Annotated in this window: 22 protein-coding genes and 1 pseudogene; 17 read left to right on the forward strand and 6 right to left on the reverse strand. The window is 67.7% G+C overall.

Features of this window, described 5'->3' with window-relative positions; genetic code table 11:
• Positions 1 to 145: 145 nt before the first annotated feature.
• Positions 146 to 721 carry a TerD family protein gene (locus ACH492_RS16720; protein WP_307662654.1) on the forward strand — a complete coding sequence of 192 codons (576 nt, stop codon included), beginning with the start codon at positions 146 to 148 and terminating at the stop codon, positions 719 to 721.
• Between the two features lie 63 nt (positions 722 to 784).
• Here ACH492_RS16720 and ACH492_RS16725 read toward each other — a convergent pair whose 3' ends face one another.
• Entirely contained in the window at positions 785 to 2233 is a 1449-nt protein-coding gene (locus ACH492_RS16725) for a M1 family metallopeptidase (RefSeq protein ID WP_398987107.1), read from the reverse strand.
• Between the two features lie 117 nt (positions 2234 to 2350).
• Between ACH492_RS16725 and ACH492_RS16730 the strand changes: the two genes are divergently transcribed.
• Positions 2351 to 2848, forward strand: a complete 498-nt coding sequence (locus tag ACH492_RS16730; RefSeq protein WP_398987109.1) for a hypothetical protein — start codon at positions 2351 to 2353, stop codon at positions 2846 to 2848.
• Positions 2849 to 2957: 109 nt separating this feature from the next.
• Complete coding sequence (locus ACH492_RS16735) at positions 2958 to 3956, forward strand: zinc-binding dehydrogenase (RefSeq protein WP_398987111.1); 999 nt, start codon at positions 2958 to 2960, stop codon at positions 3954 to 3956.
• A gap of 38 nt (positions 3957 to 3994) precedes the next feature.
• Here the strand turns inward: ACH492_RS16735 and ACH492_RS16740 are convergent.
• A pseudogene (locus tag ACH492_RS16740) lies at positions 3995 to 4111 on the reverse strand (GNAT family N-acetyltransferase); the annotation flags it as partial.
• 80 nt (positions 4112 to 4191) lie between these two features.
• Here ACH492_RS16740 and ACH492_RS16745 point away from each other — a divergent pair.
• The 11 genes from ACH492_RS16745 (at position 4192) to tgmC (ending at position 10974) form a co-directional block, all read left to right on the forward strand.
• Positions 4192 to 4917, forward strand: coding sequence for a recombinase family protein (locus tag ACH492_RS16745; protein WP_398987113.1), 726 nt, complete (start codon positions 4192 to 4194; stop codon positions 4915 to 4917).
• A gap of 200 nt (positions 4918 to 5117) precedes the next feature.
• Positions 5118 to 5351, forward strand: a complete 234-nt coding sequence (locus ACH492_RS16750) for a hypothetical protein (protein ID WP_398987115.1) — start codon at positions 5118 to 5120, stop codon at positions 5349 to 5351.
• A gap of 78 nt (positions 5352 to 5429) precedes the next feature.
• The gene (locus tag ACH492_RS16755) at positions 5430 to 5660 is read left to right on the forward strand and encodes a hypothetical protein (RefSeq protein WP_398987117.1); all 231 of its coding nucleotides are present in this window, start codon (positions 5430 to 5432) and stop codon (positions 5658 to 5660) included.
• Positions 5661 to 5703: 43 nt separating this feature from the next.
• Entirely contained in the window at positions 5704 to 6045 is a 342-nt protein-coding gene (locus ACH492_RS16760) for a hypothetical protein (protein WP_398987119.1), read from the forward strand.
• 388 nt (positions 6046 to 6433) lie between these two features.
• A complete protein-coding gene (locus ACH492_RS16765; protein ID WP_398987121.1) occupies positions 6434 to 6676 on the forward strand; it encodes a hypothetical protein in 243 nt (80 codons plus the stop codon).
• The gene (locus ACH492_RS16770; RefSeq protein ID WP_398987123.1) at positions 6648 to 7172 is read left to right on the forward strand and encodes a DUF6879 family protein; all 525 of its coding nucleotides are present in this window, start codon (positions 6648 to 6650) and stop codon (positions 7170 to 7172) included. The genes ACH492_RS16765 and ACH492_RS16770 overlap by 29 nt, the downstream gene beginning before the upstream one ends.
• A gap of 12 nt (positions 7173 to 7184) precedes the next feature.
• On the forward strand, positions 7185 to 8036 hold the full coding sequence (locus tag ACH492_RS16775; protein WP_398987126.1) for a helix-turn-helix domain-containing protein: 852 nt from the start codon (positions 7185 to 7187) through the stop codon (positions 8034 to 8036).
• 63 nt (positions 8037 to 8099) lie between these two features.
• Positions 8100 to 8348: a hypothetical protein gene (locus ACH492_RS16780; protein ID WP_398987128.1), complete on the forward strand. Its 249-nt coding sequence runs from the start codon at positions 8100 to 8102 to the stop codon at positions 8346 to 8348.
• 171 nt (positions 8349 to 8519) lie between these two features.
• Positions 8520 to 8780, forward strand: a complete 261-nt coding sequence (tgmA, locus tag ACH492_RS16785; RefSeq protein WP_398987130.1) for a putative ATP-grasp-modified RiPP — start codon at positions 8520 to 8522, stop codon at positions 8778 to 8780.
• Positions 8780 to 9742: an ATP-grasp ribosomal peptide maturase gene (gene tgmB / locus ACH492_RS16790; RefSeq protein ID WP_398987132.1), complete on the forward strand. Its 963-nt coding sequence runs from the start codon at positions 8780 to 8782 to the stop codon at positions 9740 to 9742. Before tgmA ends, tgmB begins: the two co-directional genes overlap by 1 nt.
• Positions 9739 to 10974, forward strand: coding sequence for an ATP-grasp peptide maturase system methyltransferase (gene tgmC, locus ACH492_RS16795; RefSeq protein WP_398987134.1), 1236 nt, complete (start codon positions 9739 to 9741; stop codon positions 10972 to 10974). The genes tgmB and tgmC overlap by 4 nt, the downstream gene beginning before the upstream one ends.
• Before the next feature lie 74 nt (positions 10975 to 11048).
• Here tgmC and ACH492_RS16800 read toward each other — a convergent pair whose 3' ends face one another.
• Positions 11049 to 11525: a GNAT family N-acetyltransferase gene (locus ACH492_RS16800; RefSeq protein WP_398987136.1), complete on the reverse strand. Its 477-nt coding sequence runs from the start codon at positions 11523 to 11525 to the stop codon at positions 11049 to 11051.
• Between the two features lie 250 nt (positions 11526 to 11775).
• Here ACH492_RS16800 and ACH492_RS16805 point away from each other — a divergent pair, with 250 nt between their 5' ends.
• The gene (locus ACH492_RS16805; RefSeq protein ID WP_398987138.1) at positions 11776 to 13173 is read left to right on the forward strand and encodes an NAD(P)/FAD-dependent oxidoreductase; all 1398 of its coding nucleotides are present in this window, start codon (positions 11776 to 11778) and stop codon (positions 13171 to 13173) included.
• A 166-nt stretch (positions 13174 to 13339) separates the two neighbouring features.
• Here ACH492_RS16805 and ACH492_RS16810 read toward each other — a convergent pair whose 3' ends face one another.
• Positions 13340 to 14575 carry an FG-GAP-like repeat-containing protein gene (locus ACH492_RS16810; RefSeq protein WP_398987140.1) on the reverse strand — a complete coding sequence of 412 codons (1236 nt, stop codon included), beginning with the start codon at positions 14573 to 14575 and terminating at the stop codon, positions 13340 to 13342.
• Positions 14576 to 15282: 707 nt separating this feature from the next.
• Here ACH492_RS16810 and ACH492_RS16815 point away from each other — a divergent pair.
• A complete protein-coding gene (locus ACH492_RS16815) occupies positions 15283 to 16686 on the forward strand; it encodes an MFS transporter (protein WP_398987142.1) in 1404 nt (467 codons plus the stop codon).
• A gap of 278 nt (positions 16687 to 16964) precedes the next feature.
• On the opposite strand, the gene ACH492_RS16820 is transcribed toward ACH492_RS16815, so the two are convergent.
• Entirely contained in the window at positions 16965 to 17255 is a 291-nt protein-coding gene (locus ACH492_RS16820; RefSeq protein ID WP_398987144.1) for a hypothetical protein, read from the reverse strand.
• A 446-nt stretch (positions 17256 to 17701) separates the two neighbouring features.
• Here ACH492_RS16820 and ACH492_RS16825 point away from each other — a divergent pair, with 446 nt between their 5' ends.
• Positions 17702 to 18370: a hypothetical protein gene (locus ACH492_RS16825; RefSeq protein ID WP_398987146.1), complete on the forward strand. Its 669-nt coding sequence runs from the start codon at positions 17702 to 17704 to the stop codon at positions 18368 to 18370.
• 254 nt (positions 18371 to 18624) lie between these two features.
• On the opposite strand, the gene ACH492_RS16830 is transcribed toward ACH492_RS16825, so the two are convergent.
• On the reverse strand, positions 18625 to 19098 hold the full coding sequence (locus ACH492_RS16830; RefSeq protein ID WP_398987148.1) for a cupin domain-containing protein: 474 nt from the start codon (positions 19096 to 19098) through the stop codon (positions 18625 to 18627).
• Between the last annotated feature and the right edge of the window lie 36 nt (positions 19099 to 19134).

The following is a 19134-nucleotide window of genomic DNA, read 5'->3' on the forward strand; positions in this document are numbered from 1 at the left end:
CCGCTTTTCCGCGACTCGGCAAGGACGAGCACGGCAAATAAAGAAAGGCGGGTGGAACCTGGCAGTCCCCTGCCTGCGTTATGACGGGTGACGGTAGCTTCGGGAGCGCTCGAAGCCCGCACACCACCACGAAGGGGACTTCCCAATGGCAGTAAGCCTGTCCAAGGGCGGCAACGTCTCGCTCACCAAGGAGGCACCGGGCCTGACCGCCGTCACGGTCGGCCTTGGCTGGGACGTCCGCACCACCACCGGCACCGACTTCGACCTCGACGCCTCCGCCATCGGCGTCAACCCCGGTGGCAAGGTCGCCTCCGACGCCCACTTCGTCTTCTTCAACAACAAGGCGACGCCGGACCAGACCATCGTCCACACCGGTGACAACCGCACCGGCGAGGGCGGCGGCGACGACGAGCAGATCAACGTCAACCTGGCGGGTCTGCCGGCCGACGTCGACAAGATCGTCTTCCCGGTCTCGATCTACGACGCCGTCAGCCGCAGCCAGAACTTCGGCCAGGTGCGCAACGCCTACATCCGCATCGTCAACCAGGCCGGCGGCACCGAGCTCGCGCGCTACGACCTGAGCGAGGACGCCGCCACCGAGACCGCGATGGTCTTCGGCGAGCTCTACCGCAACGGCGCCGAGTGGAAGTTCCGCGCGGTCGGCCAGGGTTACGCCTCGGGGCTGGAGGGCATCGCCCGCGACTTCGGCGTCAACCTCTGACGTTCACCGCAGTGTTCAGGGAGCCCCCGGCCGCGCGGCCGGGGGCTCCCCGCGCGCTCTCTGCTACGGCCGCGCCGGCTTCTCCTTGCCGTACAGCCAGGTGTTCCACACCTCCTTCCCCAGGTCCTTGCCGGACACCTCCTCCACGTACGCGGTGAAGTCGGCGGTCGAGGCGTTGCCGTGCCGGTGCTCCGTCGCCCAGCCCTGCACGATCTTGTAGAACATGCGCTCGCCCACCGCCTGGCGGATCTTGTGGATGACCATCGCGCCCCGCCCGTACACCGGCCGGTCGGAGACCTCGGCCGCGGACGGCGGATCAGCAGGCGGGAAAGCCCAGTTGTCCTCGTCGGCGAAGGCCTCCTCGAAGCTCTCCTGGGCCGGGGTGTCCTCGAAGTCCTCCGCCCAGATCCACTCCGCGTACGTGGCCAAGCCCTCGTTGAGCCACATGTCCTTCCAGGACTCGGGCGTCACGGAGTTGCCGTACCACTGGTGCGCGATCTCGTGGACGAGCGTCCCGACGTCGAATTGTTCCGCCGGGAAGACGGGCCTGGTCTGGGTCTCCAGGGCGTACTGGACCTCCTTCGTCGGGACGACGATGGCGCCGATGGAGGAGAAGGGGTAGGGACCGAAGTTGTCCGTACCCCACTTCGTGATCTCGGGGATGCGGGCGAGCAGCTCCGCGCTCTCGTCGGCCACAGCCGGGTCGACGGCGGTGAGGACGTGCAGGCCGGAGGGGGTGCGGGATTGCTCGACGTGGTACTTGCCGATGGCGAGCGTGGCGAGGTAACTGGCCATCGGTTCCTTCGACTTCCAGGCGAAGGTGGTGCGGCCGCCGGTGGTGCGCTCGCTCATCAACTTCCCGTTGGAGATGGCCTTCAGCCGCTCGGGGACAGTGACCGTGATGTCGTACGCGGCCTTGTCGCTCGGGTGGTTGTTGCTGGGGAACCACGCCATCGACCCGGTGGGCTCGCCGACCGCGAGCGTGCCGTCCTCGGTCTTCAGCCAGCCTTCTTCGTCGGCTTCCTCCTCGTCGCCGCCCTCCTCGTCGCCGCCCTCGTCGCCGCCCTCGTTGATGATCTTCTGTGGCTCTCCGGAGTAGCGGACGACGGTACGGAAGGTCTTGCCCTTGTCGATGTCGCGGTGCGGGCGCAGCGTCAGCTCGTCGCCCGCCTGGTTGGCGGCGGCCTTCTTGCCGTCGACGGTGGCGCTGTCGACGGTCAGCTCGTGGAGGTCGAGATTGAAGGCGCTCAGGTCCTGGGTGGCGCGGGCGGTGATCTCGGCGGTGCCCTTGAGGCGGCCGGTCTCCGGCTCGTAGTCGAGGGTCAGGGCGTAGTGCTGGACGTCGTAGCCGCCGTTGCCGAGATCGCGGAAGAGCGGGTCGCGTACGCCTGATGCGCCCGGCTTGCCGTGAACGGCCGCGCCGCCGTCGGTGCAACCCGCGAGGAGGAGCAGGGCGACGGCCGGCGTCAGGGTGCGCAGCGTCAGGGTGCGTAAGCGAGTTCGCTGATCCACGCAGTTGATCCTACGGGGGCGGGTGTCAACAGCGATTGCTGCCGTAGCCCGGCGGGGCGGGCGGGCCGGGGGGCGGGCGGGCTCGGGGTGGGGCGCCCCCCATGACACCATCACCCCGTGCTCGACATCGGCTACTCCCTCTCCCGTCGCTTCCCCGACCCCCCGCAGACCGACTACCGCCGCGCGGACGTCCAGGCCCTGCGGCACGACCTGTTCTGCGGGGACGTCTATCTCGCCGACACCAAAGAGGACCGCGAGGTCTCCACAGCCTGGGGATGGGTGCCGGTTCTCGACTTCGCCTGGGCGTTGTGCGACATCGTCGAGCAACTCGACCGCGACCCGCTCGGCAGCCGCGCCGCGAAACCCCAGTTCGCCGAACTGGACTTCACCGAGTCCGCCGACCGGATGCTCTTCGAGCGGCGCTTCGGCTGGGTCGATGTGGAGGCCGACTGGATGCCGGGCGACGAGCCGCCCCTCACCTTCAGCCACGCCGAGCTGCGCCGCGAGGCCCGCGACTTCCTGCACGATCTGATCGCGGATCTGTCCGACATGCACGAGGGGCTCGACGACAACCCCGTCGTCTGGGACCTCCAGGCCCGTTTCCCGCGCCTGTAGCCAGGCGCCCAGGCGGACGACAGCGGCTCTTGACCTCAAGCGGGCTTGAGGTTGAAGGGTGTTCCCGTAGCCACGAGTCAGCTCACGAGTCAGTTCAGAGGAGCCCGCCATGCACGCCATCCGCCTCCACGCCTTCGGCCCCGCCGAGAACCTTCGCTACGAGCGGACCGAAGACCCTGTCCCCGGCCCCGGCCAGGTGCGGATCGCCGTCGCCGCGGCCGGCGTTCATCTCCTCGACACCGCCCTGCGCGAGGGCATGACCGGCCCCTACCCCGCCCCCGCCGAACTGCCCACCATCCCCGGCCGCGAGGTCGCGGGCGTGGTCGAGTCGCTCGGTGAGGGGACCGACCCGGGCCGGCTCGGCAAGCGGGTCGTCGTCCACCTCGGCATGACCCCCGGAGGGTACGCGGAGCTCGCCGTCGCCGACGCCGCCAGGCTGCACGAGATCCCGGGCAACCTCGACGAGGCCGAGGCCGTCGCGATGATCGGGACGGGCCGTACGACGATGGGCATCCTGCAGTTCACCGACCTCGGCCCCGACGACATCGCGATCGTCCCGGCCGCGGCTGGCGGCATCGGCACGCTCCTCGTGCAGTACGCGAAAAACGCCGGCGCCCTCGTCATCGGCCTCGCGGGCGGCTCCGCCAAGGTCTCCCGGGTCGTCGAGAACGGCGCCGACCTGGCCGTCGACTACACGGAGGCCCACTGGCCCGACCAGGTCCGCGGCTACCTCGGCGAGCGCCGCGCGACCGTCGTGTTCGACTCGGTGGGCGGGGCGACCGCCCGCGCCGCCGTCGACCTCCTCGGCAAGGGCGGCAAGCACATCGTCTTCGGCTGGTCGGGCGAGGGCCTGCACGACGGTGCGCCGCTGACCTTCACGGACGAGGAGCTGGCGGAGCGCGGCATCACCTCCGAGGGCGTGCTCGGCCCGGTGATGATCCAGAAGGCGGGCGGCGACGTACGCGCTCTGGAAGAGCGGTCCCTCGCCGAGGCCGCGTCGGGCCGGCTGCGCCCCGCCGTGCAGCGCTTCCCGCTCGCCGAGGCGGCCGCGGCCCACCGCGCGTTGGAGACCAGGGGCACGATGGGCAAGGTCGTCCTGAACCCGTAGTCGCTATGAATCCCATAAGCGCAATGAACCGAGAACGCCTATGAACCGAGCTTGGTGAGCGCCTCGTCGGTCAGCCGGTGGACCGTCCACTCGTCCTGCGGCTCCGCACCCAGTGCGCGGTAGAAGTCGATCGACGGGGTGTTCCAGTTCAGTACTCACCACCGCTCTTTCTGTGCCGTGTCACGGCCCCCAGTGGACGGAGGAAAGTCCGGGACCTGAACAGTGGTGGGTGGCTATGCCTCAGAGTGTTGCTTGTGCCGTCGCGGTGCTTTACCTGCGGCTTTCGCATGAGACGTTCGTGTCCGACTCCCTGGAGGGACAGGAAGCGGACTGCATCCGGCGGGCCAGGGAGCTGGCCGGGCCGGACGCCAAGATCGTGATCTTCCGAGAGGTCGTCTCCGCCTCCAAGGCCAAGGTGCGGCGTCGCGAGTTCGACGCCATGGCCGAATACATCAAGGAGAACCGCCCGGCGTTCCTGATCGCCTGGAAGTGGGACCGGGTCTCCCGCCAGGGCATCCGACAGCTTGCCGACGTGGTGGAACTGGTGGAGGACACCGGCGTTCGGTTCGTGTCGCTGAAGGACAACCTGGACTCCGCCAACCCTGGCTGGGTCACCCTGGCGTCGTTCCTGGCTGAGCAGGCCAAGGAGGAGGCCAAGAACATCCAGCTCCGGGTCTCCGCTCTCCGTGACCGCCATAAGGGCCGGTGGGTAAAGGAGCGGCCGTTCGGGTTCATCTTGAACGAGGACCGCCACCTGGAGCCGCACCCGACTGGGGCCCCGGCCAGGAAGCGTTCCCAACGTCTCCGGCCGGGGTCTACTGGCGGCCGTACTCGCACCGTGCAGGGTGCCACCCAAGGACGACAGACTCCCGGCAGTGGGCCGGGTGCCACGGCGAACCACTCCACCACCGATAGGGCCCCCGTCCGGTCCCGTCGCTCCCAGGTCTGCACCCCTGGTTGAGCGCGCCGCGCGGCGGGCCGCGTGGTGTCCGCCCTGGAGGTGTCGGCGGACATGACGGAGGCGGAGGCCCGGGACCTCCTTCCCGGGGCCTGAGACGCCCGCCTGGGGGCCTGGCGACTGTGCCGGGCCCCTTTCCCGCATCCGGGCCCGGGTGGGTCCTGAGACGCCCTGGAGGCACGCGTGAACTTTGCACCTGGCTCATGGGCCAGACCGGCGGGGAGGACGCCACGGGCCGCGTGGCCCTGGCCGTGACCGACCACATGGATGAGGGCTGGACGTCTCGTACCGGCTCTGCCGATGAGGTCCGAAAGCTGGCTCCGGCGTTGGGCCTGGACCTGGCGGACGTGGACGTGGCGGACGCGCGGTACCGGCGAGGCCATACGGAGGACCTGTTCCGCGAGGAACGGGAGCAACTGATGCAGGACCGCTTGTGAGGGCAACTGCGCTGTGTCGGTATCCCGGCCGTCCCGGCAGGACCGAAATCAGGTGGACAGCGTCACTACCGTGGAGACATGGGCTGGTCGCTGAGCTATCTGTCACCGCGTGACCCGGCGTTGCTGGACGCAATGTTCTTGTCTGCTGGGCGCGCGCTGCATCTGGCTAACGCTTTCGAGTTGAAATGCCAATACGTGCTGCGGATCGCCAGCCTGGTTGAGGCGGTTCGAGGGGATCCAGTGCTGTCCCTGCAACAGGCGATTGATGCGGCCCCAGCGGACAAAATGCTCGGGGGCACCCCTCCGTGACCTGGCGAACCACTTGTTGGGCGTCCAGTCCGCCGGTGCTGCTGTGCTCGACAAGGCCAGGCAAGGCCGGAACTTCATTGCTCATGAAGGCGCGTCGGTTGGCGCGATATGGACTGCGGACCGGGACCGCATTCTGGGGCACGCGATCCGGCTCCGTGTCGCCGTGGCCGACCTGGCGTTGGGGGATAACGTCATCTCGCAGTGGTGTCACGGGATCGATGAACCGAGTGAGTCCCCGCCAACGCTCTTGATCGATGCCTATCCGAAGATGGTTGACGACTGGGTCTTTGGCCACTTCGGCGGACTACTCGACGACCAGGGAGCGTGCGACGAGGTGGAGCCTTCGGCTGGCGAACAGGACGCGCAGGGAGCCATGAACCCGTAGACGACCTGGGGAGGACCCCTCAAGCAGGGGGCTGGGGCATCGAAACGTGATAGCGGCCCTGTCTCTGTACGGGTTCCAAGGTCTGCGAGAGGCCCGAACGGCCGCTACGCGCGGCCCCTGGCCTGGGCGTATTTCGCTCCGGGCCGTACATGGAGTGGGCCGTAACAGGGCTTTCAGTGAGTGCCGCCAAGGGCCCCGATCCTCCCCGATGTGGGACCGGTCGGGGCCCTTTGGCGTACCCGGAGCCGGTTACGGAGCGCTCAGTCGGCGGTCAACCCAGAGTGATCACGCTCGCCAACTTCCCTGGCTCTAGACGCCCTTGACGGCCTCCGCCTACCGAGTGATGGTCGTGGAACGTCATAGAACCCACAGGAGGGCGGAGCCAGTCATGGCGCTACGGTTCATCGCTAAGGACCCGAACACCAACGGGACGCAGTGCCCCACGGCTTGGGTGGACGACGAAGCGGAGGAGATCGTCATTCAGGGCTGGAAGGCCGGGGAAGAGCTCTCGGCCCAGTGCCGGGAGACGGGCCCGATCCCGGAGACGGAGGCAGTGGTACGGCTGCCCATCCGCATGGTGCCCGCACTGAGGGAGGCATGTGATGTCGCAGACCGACTTGGCGTTCACTGATCTACTCGCCAACACGCACCACTCGGCCGTCCATCTGGAGATGCGCGACTCCTACGGGATCGGGGAGGAGGCGGCCGAGTTCGAGAGGTGGCGTTCCGGCTGGCGGCCCGACCCCGACCCGGCCACGTGGTGGAACGACTTCCACACCTGGGCCCGTGACGCGTCGGCCCGTGGGGTGGTGTTCCGCCGAGCCCGAATCGTGTCCGAGCCGGTGAACGAGTACATCCGCTACGAACACGCCTGCACCTACCAGAACGTGGCAGCCGGAGAGCTGGTCCGGTGGCTCCCGCGCCGGAAGGCGTCGGACATTGCGCTCCCCGGGAATGACTTCTGGCTCTTTGACGGGTGTGTGGTCATGTGGAACCACTTCACGGGTGAGGGCGGTTCGGCCGGGCCGGAGCTGGACGAGCGTCCCGAGGTGGCGAAGCTGTGCGCGTCGGCGTTCGATGCCGTGTGGGAGCGCGCGACGCCGCACGAGGACTACCAGATCCGATAGACCGATCAATCCATGCCCGCGTCCCCGTCATCAAGCGTCCTGGCTGCCCGCAAGGCGGTTGCTGACCGGCTCCGGGAACTCCGGAGGGACGCGGGCCTATCCGGCCACGCCCTGGCCGAGAGGGCCGGTTGGTACAAGTCCAAGGTGTCCCGGCTTGAGAACGCCGTGACCCCGCCGTCGGACGACGACATACGCCGATGGTGCGCAGCGTGCCGAGCGGAGGGCCAGACCGCCGACCTGATCGCGGCGGCCCGGTCCGCCGACAATATGTATGTGGAGTGGCGGCGGGTCCAGCGCACTGGCCTGCGCAGGCTCCAAGAGTCCTATGCTCCCCTCTACGAGCGCACGCGGGTGTTCCGGACCTACTGCGCCAACGTCGTCCCTGGCGTCCTTCAGACGCACGAATACGCCACAGCCCTACTGCGGTCCATCAGCCAGTTTCACGAGACGCCGGATGACGTGGCGGACGCCGTGGAGGCTCGGTTGGCCCGGTCTGCTCGCGTCGTGCGGGAGGGAGACCACCGGTTCGCACTGGTCCTGGAGGAGTCCGTCCTCCGGCACCAAGTGGGCGACGCCGCGACGATGGCGGGCCAGTTGGGCTATCTGCTTTCCGCCATGGCGTTCCCGTCCGTCTCCCTGGGAGTGATCCCATTCTCCGCTGAACGCCGCATGTGGATGATCGAGACCTTCACGGTCTACGACGACGAACAGGCCGAAGCGGAATTGCTGACCGCCCGTGTGAACGTGACCGCCCCCACGGAAGTGCGCCAGTACCTGAAAGCGTTCGGGGAGTTCTCCCGTCTGGCGGTCTACGGTGCCGACGCACGGGCCCTGATCACGTCAGCCATCGACGCCCTGGAGTGATCCGCGTGGAACTCCGTGGAACTTCCTTGGGGTGACTCCTCTGCCGTCTCTAGCGTGCTGGTCATGGCAACTACCGAGAGGGCCCAGGAAGCAACGGCCGGTAGCGGCGAGCCGGAAGTTGGCCAATTGGTCCGTGACATGACCACCGACAAGGTGGGCGTGGTCATGGGCGACTGGGCCGGGCGGTACATGCTCCGTCCGCTGGGAGGTGGCCTGGAGTGGGACGCCGTAAAGGTAGCCCCGCTGTCCGCGCGGGAGGAACTGAGCATCCGTCTCGCCGTAGCGAACTCCGGGAATCGGTGGGGGAAATGATCCGGGTGTTAGGCCGGTACGCGGGTGTCCTGTTCATCGTCATGGTGGCCGGGTCCTGCGGATTGGTCATCGGCGTGGCCATCGCCCAATCCGGACCGTGAGCGGCCCGCCCTGGGGTGCCGGAGCGCTTCCCGGGCGGGTCATTCAGACACGACCAAGAGAGGGCACACCATGCAGACCACGATCACCGCCCAGCAGCGCGTTCCCTGGGGCATCAGTCGGATGCGCCCGTACCCCAGCATCTACCAGCCTGGCTACGTGACCGCCGAACTCGACCACGCCAGCCAGACCACGGTCTTCCGCAACGCGCGCGGTGGCGTCGTGGAGATGGGCAAGCACGGCACCAGCAAGGGAACCGAGACCAACCCGCAGTCCACCAACCAGGACAGCCGCAACGACACCGACCACGACCAGGACAGCGAGCAGGACTGATGAGCGACGCTGGACCGGTCGCGGTCGTCACCGAAGTGGACGACGTAACCGCCGACATGGTGATCACCGAATTGAACAAGCGCGGTGTTCCGGTCGTACGGTTCGACCCTTCCGATATCGGTGGCCGGCTCTTACTGTCGGCCCGGTTCGGCGCCTGCCCGGCCTCACCAGCCGGCCACCTCCGCACCCCCTCCAGAACCACGACCCTGGAGGGGGTGCGGTCCGTGTACTGGCGCCGTCCCACCTGGCCCCACTTCGAGAACATGGACGACCCGGACGCACGGTTCGCGGCGGCGCAGGTCCGTCACGGCCTCGGCGGCACCCTTTACGCCCTGCCGAACTGCCGCTACGTGAACCACCCGCTCCACAACTACGCGGCCGAACACAAACCCCTGCAACTGGCCGTAGCCGAACGCCTCGGTCTCACTGTTCCGTCCACACTGATCTCCAACGACCTGGACGCCATCCGCGCGTTCATCACCGAACACGGTCAGGTGGTCTACAAGGCACTGCGCTGGACCCCCTACCGGCGCAGCGACGGCGTGGGGCTGACCACGTGGACCGAACCGGTCACCGCCAGCGAAGTGGACGAGAACGTGACCGTGGTCCCGCACCTGTTCCAAGCACGGGTCAACAAGGTCGCGGACGTGCGGGTGGTCGTCGTCGGGCCGAACGTGTTCGCAATCCGCATCGACTCCGACTTGTTGGACTGGCGCGCGGATTACAGCGCCCTGACGTACAAGCCCGTGCCCCTCCCCACCGGAGTGGAAAAGGCCCTGACTGCCCACCTGGAACACTTCGGCCTTGCCTCTGGCAGCTTTGACCTGTGCATCACCCGTGACGGTGACCTCCACTGGCTGGAGCTGAACCCGAACGGCCAATGGGGTTGGCTCGAAGACGAAACCGGGCTACCAATCGCATCCGCGTTCGCTGACCTCCTGGAGCTAGGAGCCACACAGTGACCTCTTTCGACCCCGCACGCCTCCGCCGTGCTCTGGCTGACCACCTCGAAGAGGGCGGCGTCCTGGAAACCCCCGCATGGCGGAAGGCCGTCGAAGACGTGCCCCGGGAGCTGTTCCTCCCGTCGTTCTTCAAGGACGGGCCCAGCCCAGACGGCATCACCCGGTACACGCCCGTCAGCCGGGATGCCGACGAGGACGAGTGGCTGTCCCTCGTCTACCGAAACGAAACCTGGGTGACCCAGATCGATGGCCGCGTCACGGCCGACACCGCCAACGGCTCGGTAACCGGCTTCCCCACCTCGTCCTCCACCATGCCGTCCACTGTCGTGGGGATGCTCGAATCCCTGGACGTGGACGAGGGCATGAGCGTCCTGGAAATCGGCACCGGCACCGGCTATTCAACCGGCCTCTTGTGCCACCGCCTGGGAGAGGACAACGTCACCAGCGTGGAAGTGGACCCCGCCGTATCGGAGAGGGCGGACCAATCCCTGGAGGCGGCGGGGTACTCGACATGGACCGTCACCGGTGACGGCCTCCTGGGACACCCCCGCCGCGCACCGTATGACCGGACCATCGCCACCTGTGCGGTCCGCCGCATCCCGTACGCCTGGGTCAGGCAAACCAAGCCCGGCGGGATCATCCTCGCCACGGTGGGCCCCAGCGCCTGGTCCTACGGAACCGGCCTGGCGAAACTCACCGTTAAGGACGACGGCACGGCAGAGGGCCGGATCATCGGCCGAACCTCGTTCATGCCCGCCCGAGCGGAGGCGGCCGTCCCATTCTCCGGAGACCTCTCCGCCCGCGCGGCCTACGCCGACATCGAGCGGAAGACCAGCCTCTCCCCCGACGTGCTGAACGACTGGATGCCCGCGTTCCTGGCCCAGCTCGCCGCACCGGGGGCCCAGCTCGTGCGTGCCGTCAGCGACAGCCGAGAGACGGTGTACCTGTTCGACACCGGCCGCGAAGCGTTCGCCGAGCTCACCGCAGATGGAGACGAGTGGACTGTACGGCAGGGCGGGCCAGTGGCCATCTGGGACGCCATCGAAAGCGCGCTCACCGCCTGGCAGGACGCAGGCGAACCGGACATCAGCACTGTCCGCCTGGAGGTCAGCCCCGAGGCACACGCCTACTGGATCGGCGGCCAGCGGATCACCACTGATGCCCGCTCCTACTGGATCGGTGAGAAACCGGCCCTGCGCTGGAAGCACCAGCACCAGCCACTGAGCGGCTGACCGCGCACCCCCCTGACCGGCCCCGGTCGTCCGCTCCCCCCGTGGCGGATGGCCGGGCCTTCGGCGATGCTCGGCTACTCCGTCGTACCCAGCCTGACCAGCGCGTCATCCGTCAGCCGGTTCACGGTCCACTCCGACATTGACACCGCACCGAGCGACTTGTAGAACTCGATGGCAGACAAATTCCAGTCCAGGACGGACCACTCCAGACGCTCGTAGCCGCGCTCCACACAGATCCGCGCCAGCTCGGCCAGCAGCGCCTTGCCGTATCCGCCGCCGCGCAGCCCCGGCCGTACGTACAGATCCTCCAGATAGATGCCGTGCACCCCGCGCCACGTCGAGAAGTTGAGGAACCAGAGCGAGTAGCCCGCGATCTCCCCGTCCGCCGTCTCCGCGATATGCGCGAAGGCGGCGGGCCGCTCACCGAACAGCGCCTCGTGCAGCTGCTCCTCGCTCGCCCTTGCCTCTTCCAGGGCCTTCTCGTACTCGGCGAGTTCGCGGATCATGCGGTGGATCTCGGGGACATCGGCGGGTGTGGCGTGACGAATCATGTGGCCAGGATGGATGCCGACGCGGCTACCGTGCCAGCAGTTTCCGACCGATGGACACCTGTTGCTCCTGGAGACGGGTCTCTTCTGCGTGGCCGCCGGCTCTTCCGGAATGTCGATCACGTCCGGATGCTACGGACGCGCGGTTCGGCCGGTCCCGGTGTTCTCGAGGCCGACCGCCGAGGCCAACCGCCGAGGCCAACCGCCGGGGCCGTCGGTCGCCGCTCGCGGCACTGCCGGTACCCTCCCGCCCATGAGCACGAGCACCGTCAACGGCGGCATATCGTTCTGGTACGCGCAGGAGGGCACCCCCGTCCCCCGGGAGCCCCTCCCCGGCGACGCGACCGCGGACGTCTGCATCGTCGGCGGCGGATACACCGGTCTGTGGACGGCCTACTACCTCAAGAAGGCCGTGCCCTTCTTGAACATCACGGTCCTTGAGGGCAAGTTCTGCGGCTACGGCGCCTCCGGCCGCAACGGCGGCTGGCTCTACAACGGCATCGCCGGCCGCGACCGCTACGCCCGGCTCCACGGCCACGACGCCGCCGTGCGCCTCCAGCAGGCAATGAACGACACCGTCGACGAGGTGGTGCGCGTCGCCGCCGAAGAGGGCATCGACGCCGACATCCACCAGGGCGGCGTACTCGAAGTCGCCCGCACCCCCGCCCAGTTGACCCGCCTCAAGGCCTTCCACGCCGTCGAGATCGCCTTCGGCGAGAAGGACCGCGTACTGCTCGGCGCCCGCGAGACCGCCGAACGGGTACGCGTCACCGGAGCCGTCGCCTCCACCTGGACCCCGCACGGCGCCCGCCTGCACCCCGTGAAGCTCGTCAAGGGCCTGGCGGCGGCCGTCGAAGCACTGGGCGTCACCATCCACGAGTCGACGCCCGTCAGGGAGATCAAGCCCAAGCACGCCATCACGCCGTACGGCACGGTCCGCGCCCCCTACATCCTGCGCTGCACCGAGGGCTTCACCGCGAACCTCAAGGGCCAGAAGCGCGACTGGCTTCCCATGAACTCCTCCATGATCGCGACGGAACCCCTCCCCCGGTCCGTCTGGGACACCATCGGCTGGGACGGCCGCGAGACCCTCGGCGACACGGCCCACGCCTACATGTACGCGCAGCGCACCGCGGACGACCGCATCGCCCTGGGCGGCCGGGGCGTTCCGTACCGCTTCGGCTCGAAGACCGACAACGACGGCCGCACCCAGCCCGCCACGATCGAAGCCCTCCGCGAGATCCTGGTCCGCTTCTTCCCGACCACCGCGGGCGTCCGCATCGACCACGCCTGGTCGGGCGTTCTGGGCGTCCCCCGCGACTGGTGCGCCACGGTCACCCTGGACCGCTCCACCGGCCTCGGCTGGGCGGGCGGCTACGTCGGCTCCGGCGTGGCCACCACCAACCTCGCGGCCCGGACCCTGCGCGACCTGATCCAGCAGGACTCGGGCCAGGCGGGCGGCACCGAACTCACCTCTCTGCCCTGGGTGAACCACAAGGTCCGCAAGTGGGAGCCGGAGCCGCTGCGCTGGCTGGGCGTGCAGGGCATGTACGCGGCCTACCGCGCGGCGGACCGCCGCGAGGCGGGGGCGCGCACGGCGGAGACCGACGGCATCGCCCGGGTGGCGGACCGGATCGCGGGCCGGCGCTAGGGAGTTGCCCGGCCGCCTGGCGGGACACGGCCGGCCGAACTCGATGCCGTACTCCTGAACCGGCCCGTTCCGGCAGTGCGTCGGACAAGACCCGGTTCCGCGATCACTGAACACAGAGGCCCCGGACGGATCGCCCGGGGCCCCGTACACCACCGACTGCCTGCGGCTACGTCAGCGCGTCGAACCGGTCCCAGTCCCTGGCGGCCTGGGCCCGCGCCTTGAACGGCAGTGCCGCGTCACCTGTGCCCATGTACATCCACATCACCCCGGCCGCGTCCCGGGCCACCAGCTCCGGATGCCCGTCGGCGTTGATGTCGCCGAGCGGCACCAGCGAGTTGTAGATGTTCCAGCCGCTGCCGATCTTCGTACGCGGCTTCAGCGGCAGGGATCCGTCTCCCGTGCCCTGGTACAGCCACAGGTCACCGGCGCTGTCCCGCGCGATCAGGTCCGGCTTTCCGTCACCCGACACATCGATGCCGCCGGTCAGCGAGGTGTAGATGTTCCACCCGGTCCCGATCTGCACCCGCGCGGCGAACGGCGTGGCCCAGCTGCCCGTGCCCTTGTAGAGCCAGAGCGCACCCGCGCCGTCCCTCGCGATCAGATCTGCCTGGCCATCGCCGTTGAGATCGCCGGCGCCGCGCAGCAGGTTGTACGCGTTCCAGCCGCTGCCGACCCGTACCTCCATCCGCATGGGGGTGTTCATGTCCAGTCCGGGCATCTGGTAGTGCCAGAGCACGCCCTCCTTGTCCCGGGCGACGACGCCGCCGCCGAGGAACCACTCCTTGATCGGGGAGAGCTTGGTGAACGCGTTGTACTTGTCCCAGCCGTTGAGGCGCCAGAAGTAGCGCTCGACGTCGAGGCCGTGCACTCCGTACGCGCCATGCATGGTGAGAGCGCCGGTGCCCTTGTCCCGGCCGAGGACGAGGTAGTCGTCGGCGACCGGGACGGAGCTCTGGACCGCGAAGTCGCTGGTCGTCGTGGCCAAGATGTCCGAGCCCACGCTGAAGCCGAGGTGAGCGGTGAGCTTCCAGGCCGGAGTGTTCGCCGCCGCCTTCAAGGTGTACGCCACGGTGGTGGTGCCCTCGGGGAGCCTGCACTGCAAGGACTCCTCCACGACGTCCGACGGGTAGGAGCAGTCAGCGGTCGACCCGTCGACGGCGGCGACGCTGAGCCCGGTGCCCCACCGGTCCTCCTCCCGCCAGGAGCGCTGCCCCTTCTCCGTGGTGAACCGCAGGTCCAGATCGCCCGCCATCGTGGTCCGCACGGTCACCCGGTGGGTGACCGCGCCACCGGCCGCGACGTCCGGTGCCTCCACCGTGAACTCGGCCGATTCGTCCTCCACCGTCGACGCGGCCGCCGTTCCTGCCAGTCCTGCGACCAGCAGCGCCACCGCCCCCGCCATGGCGGCAAGGCGTCGTCCGCCTCCGCCTAAGAATCCACGCGCCGTACGCACAGAAAGTCCCCCCTGTCGCTCCCCGATGGGCGGCATCGCCTGCCGCTCCTGCACCAGGTGTCCCCCGGCGCACATATGAACGTATACGCCAAAGTCCCGGAGCGAGGTTCGCTCCGGGACTTTCCATACGCCGACCCTCCTGTTGGGTTCGAACCGACGACCCCGTTCAGTGGGGCAGTCGGGCGGCAGTTCCATCGGCGGCCACGGGGCCGCGTGGCGGGTTCGGTAGTGGTTCGCCGGGGGCGATCGTGGAGCGCAAGGTGCCGGATGGGTACTCCGAGCTGTCCTGGCTGGCCGGCTGCCTCCGCCTTCACCGACGCTACGAGTACACAGCCGGCTCTTTCCTTGCCTTCGTCAGCATCGCTCGCACCCTGATCTGCTACCCGCAGACTTGCCAAGTGGGATGGCCTCGAAGGCCGGGGCACGTAAGCACCGTCCGACGAGCGTGGGTCGTTGACGGGATTGGTGAGGGCGAGCTGTATAGGGTCTTGGCAACCGTCCTTCTCGGCGAGGCCCGCCCGGCCGCCCGCCCCGAATCAGACGGACTTTCCGGCAGGCCGTAAGCGCAGACTTGACCAATCGTCAGGAGCCCTGCCGTGCGACCCATAGAGACATCACCTGCGCCCGGCGGCCTCGGTTGGAACCGTGAGACAGCGATGCTGGCGCTCCTGTCCTTCGCCATGCTGATCGTTTCGCTCGACCAGTACATCGTGGTCGTGGCACTCCCCGACATCGCACGCGACCTTGGCTATTCCGCGCAGACGCTCCAGTCGGTCATCAGCGCCTATGCAGTAGCCTCGGCCGGCTTCCTGCTGTTCGGCGGGCGTGCCGCCGACCTGCTCGGACGACGCCGAATCCTGGCCACCGGTCTCGCACTCTATGCCGGGGCATCACTCGCGGGAGGATTCGCGACCGGCCCCGGAATGCTCCTCGCCGCCCGCGCATTCCAAGGTCTCGGCGGAGCCCTCGTCTTCCCCACCACCCTGGCACTCATCAACACCACCTTCGTCGAAGGCCGCGCCCGCAACCGCGCATTGGGAATCTGGGGAGGGTCAGGCGCGGCAGGACTCGTCATCGGTGTGCTGCTCGGCGGTCTTCTGACCCAGGTGTTCGGCTGGGAAGCGGTTTTCCTCGTCAACGTCGCCCTGGCCGGCCCTGCGCTGCTGCTTGCCTTCGTATTGATCCCCCGGGACGGTGCACGCGAAAAAGGCCGCAAGTTCGATCTACCCGGTGCGCTCAGCGTCACCCTCGGCGTCACACTCATCGTGTTCGCCCTCGTGCAAGGCCCCGGATTGGGCTGGCTCTCGCCGGGCATCCTGGTCAGCGCAGCGGCGGGCCTACTCCTGCTCGGAGCTTTCTTCATCATCGAGCGGCGCAGCTACGACCCGCTCATGCCACCCCGGCTGCTCTCCAACCCCAACCTGATCACCGGCGTCGTCATCGCGTTCATGTTCATGGCGACCTTCGGCTCCGTGCTCTACTTCCTGTCCATTTACTTCCAGGAGATTCTGGGCTACGACGCTTTGCAGACCGGCGCCGGCTTCCTCATCCCCACGGCAGTGGTGGTGGCCGGTTCGACAACCGCAGGCCAGCTCGTGACGCGGTTCGGTCTCAGGCGCACGTTGGCCGCGGCCCTCGCCGTCGGTGCGCTCGGTGCGGTCGCACTCGGCCTCGCGATCTCGCCGAACGGCACATACATCGAACTCATCCCCGGCCTCGTGGTGCTCAGCATCGGCGACGGGGTGGTCTTCACCACCATGTTCATCGCCGCCGCCACCGGAATCTCCGACAGACAACAAGGCATCGCCTCCGGCATTGCCTCCACCGGCTCGGGCGCGGGCGCAGCTGTCGGCCTCGCCCTCCTCGTCCTGGTGGCGACTGCCGGCCTCGATGGCCTCTCCGGTGAACAGCTTCGAATCGCCACCGCCGAGGGGATCGGCACCACGCTCTTCGTCGCGGCAGGCGGAATCGTGCTGACCTTCCTCGTCGCCCTGAGCCGGTGCCCGACACCGCCCGAACCGGCGCCCGCCCCCGTGCCGTACCAGACCCGTCGCTGCTGACAGCGTCCAGGACCTGACTGGACGAGGAAGGCGGCTCGCAGCGACTCCGACAATCGGGCGCTGCGAACAGCTGGCTGAGTCGCCGAAGAAGTGATGCGGGGCCTCTTCAGCCAGGGGCCATCTGAGCGATCAGCGCGATGAACTGCGGGTCAGCCGCCGCAAGTTGTCAACGTTGGTCGCCCCTGATTGCCTTCGGACGGCCCAGGAACGGCCCAGCTTCAGCCACCGAGCGCCGACCGGGATACAGACGTGCCGGATACGCGGGTGGCCCGCCGACGCTATGCCGCCTTCCTGGGCCAGCGTGTCCCGGCCGGCTTGACGATACGGTCACCGACAGTGAACAAGGCGTACACGTCGTCCTTCACCTGCAAGGTGAACTGCCGACCGTCGTCAGCACGGATCGTCAGCAGGTAGTCGGTACGCATGCCGGTGGTCAGCGTGACGCGCTGGACCGAAAGGGCGATCACCTCACCGGCGAACTGACTTTCCACCTGCTCGTTCGCTTGTCCCGCGAAGATCCACAAGAGCAGAGCCATGGGCAGCAAACTCAGCACGAAGAAGATCCACACAACTGCCCCCGCCTGCCGCCCTCGGCGGGGTGACCGCCGCGTTTGTTGAGCGTAACGCCGATATGCATGGCCGCCCAGGTACGGGAGGCTTCATCCGCGTGCCCACTGAGCCACATGGACCGGCTGCTCAAGTGCCGCCCGCGCCTTGAGTGATCAGAGCCGTTGATGTCAACTGTGGATGTCACAGCAACGGTCGGCTAAGCCGTGAGCCCGCGCAGTCAGCTCGCAAGGCCCCAGTCCCGGGCAGCCGGTGGCGATACAGCATGAGTGACCCACACCACACAAATGAGAGGACGCGAGCAGGGAACCGAAGCATACTGAGCCGCATGGAGATCGCAACCGAGAGCGGGCATCGAGTCCTCGCATACATCAGTGCCGCGACCCGGCGGGGGGCAACTCTGAGTCGGAATGATTTGGAGGCCTACGCGAGGGCGCCCTTTCGGCGCATGCGACGCACATCCTCAATTCAGGAGGTGCTCGCTTCCTTCGCTACCAACATTGGCGGAAAAAGTGAGGCGCTTGAGACCTGGACGGAATATCTAGAGCGGGTAGCTTGGATTAAAGTGGTCGATGATTCCGTCAAGCTGACGCCGCTCGGGCACGCGATTCTCGCCGACCTATCAGCACCGCAGATTGAGAGCACTTCCGAGGACAGCTCTGAGGTCATACTGGACCCCTCTGACCCATTCGCCTATGTTCGCGTCATCGGCGCGCTAGCCGACATCGGCGAAGGCCTGCTGGTCGACCCTTACTTCCGCTTCGATCAGCTCGAAACGGTTGTGTCGCACACCGCAATTAGGAGAATCCTGACCAGTAAGAAGATCGGCGCTCCCGCCATCTCTCAGCTTGAGCTAGCCCTGGCTGTTTTCGACGACTCGCAGCGTCCTGAGGTAAGAATCGCGAATGAACTCCACGACAGATTCGCCATTTCCGGTGGGGATAAGGTAATCGCCATCGGGACGTCTCTAAATTCCGTAGGAAAGAACCTGAGCATCGTGGTCCCGCTCGCCAGTGTGGCGGGAAGCGCAATTCGCCGGAGCCACGAGGATCTATGGGCGAAATCACCTGTTGTGAAGCCCAAAGCAGCACGTGGCGGGAATAGCGGAAGCCCCTGAAGCACGGCTTTCCAGGTCGTGCAGCCACAATGATCCAATCAAACACCGGCACGATCGGCTCCGGAGCACCAGGTTGGAAGATCGCGTAACCGGGTGGGGCCTGACCTGGCAAGACGCTGACCTGCGCGTTCCTGGGGGGCTCGCTGACGTTCCCCGTTGTTCCCCGCCACTCGCTGCCGCATTGGGCACGCAGGGGGCACACGTGCCCTTCTCCCGTGTTCCGCTGGTAGCTGCGCCCCGCCGTCTGGGACAGGCTAGGCGCTAGGCATCGGCTGCATCTGAATTCCGTGCCGCTTACCGATCTCGATGATGCGATCAACGTCAGGCGGCGTGTCCGACTGGGGCGGCAGCTCCCGTCGCTGGGCGGGTTCACCCGCCTCGGCGAAGAATTTGTCGATACCGCCCGGCGTGTAGGTGATCAGCATCCGCACCGTGCTGGTGGGCTCGTACCGCTCCAATGTGCCCTCAGGGATATGGAAGAAGGACCCGGGTCCGCCTTCGACCGTCTTGCCTCCGATGTGATAGCGCAGCGTCCCCTCGATGACGTAGACGCTCTCGGTCCCAGGGTGAGTGTGGGGCGGTGGGCCACCACCCACCGGAACGGTCATCTCCATGACGGTCATCGCGCCATTGGTCTCGTCGCTCGACGCCTTGACCTCGTAGAGACCGTTCAGCATCCAGAATGCCTCCCCGTCACCGCTGTGGCGCACGTGGGCGTTATTCGCCATGGGGTCTCTCCTTTCCTCGGTGGACCTCCCGAGGTG

This window comes from Streptomyces sp. NPDC019443, assembly GCF_044389785.1.
Taxonomy (GTDB): domain Bacteria; phylum Actinomycetota; class Actinomycetes; order Streptomycetales; family Streptomycetaceae; genus Streptomyces.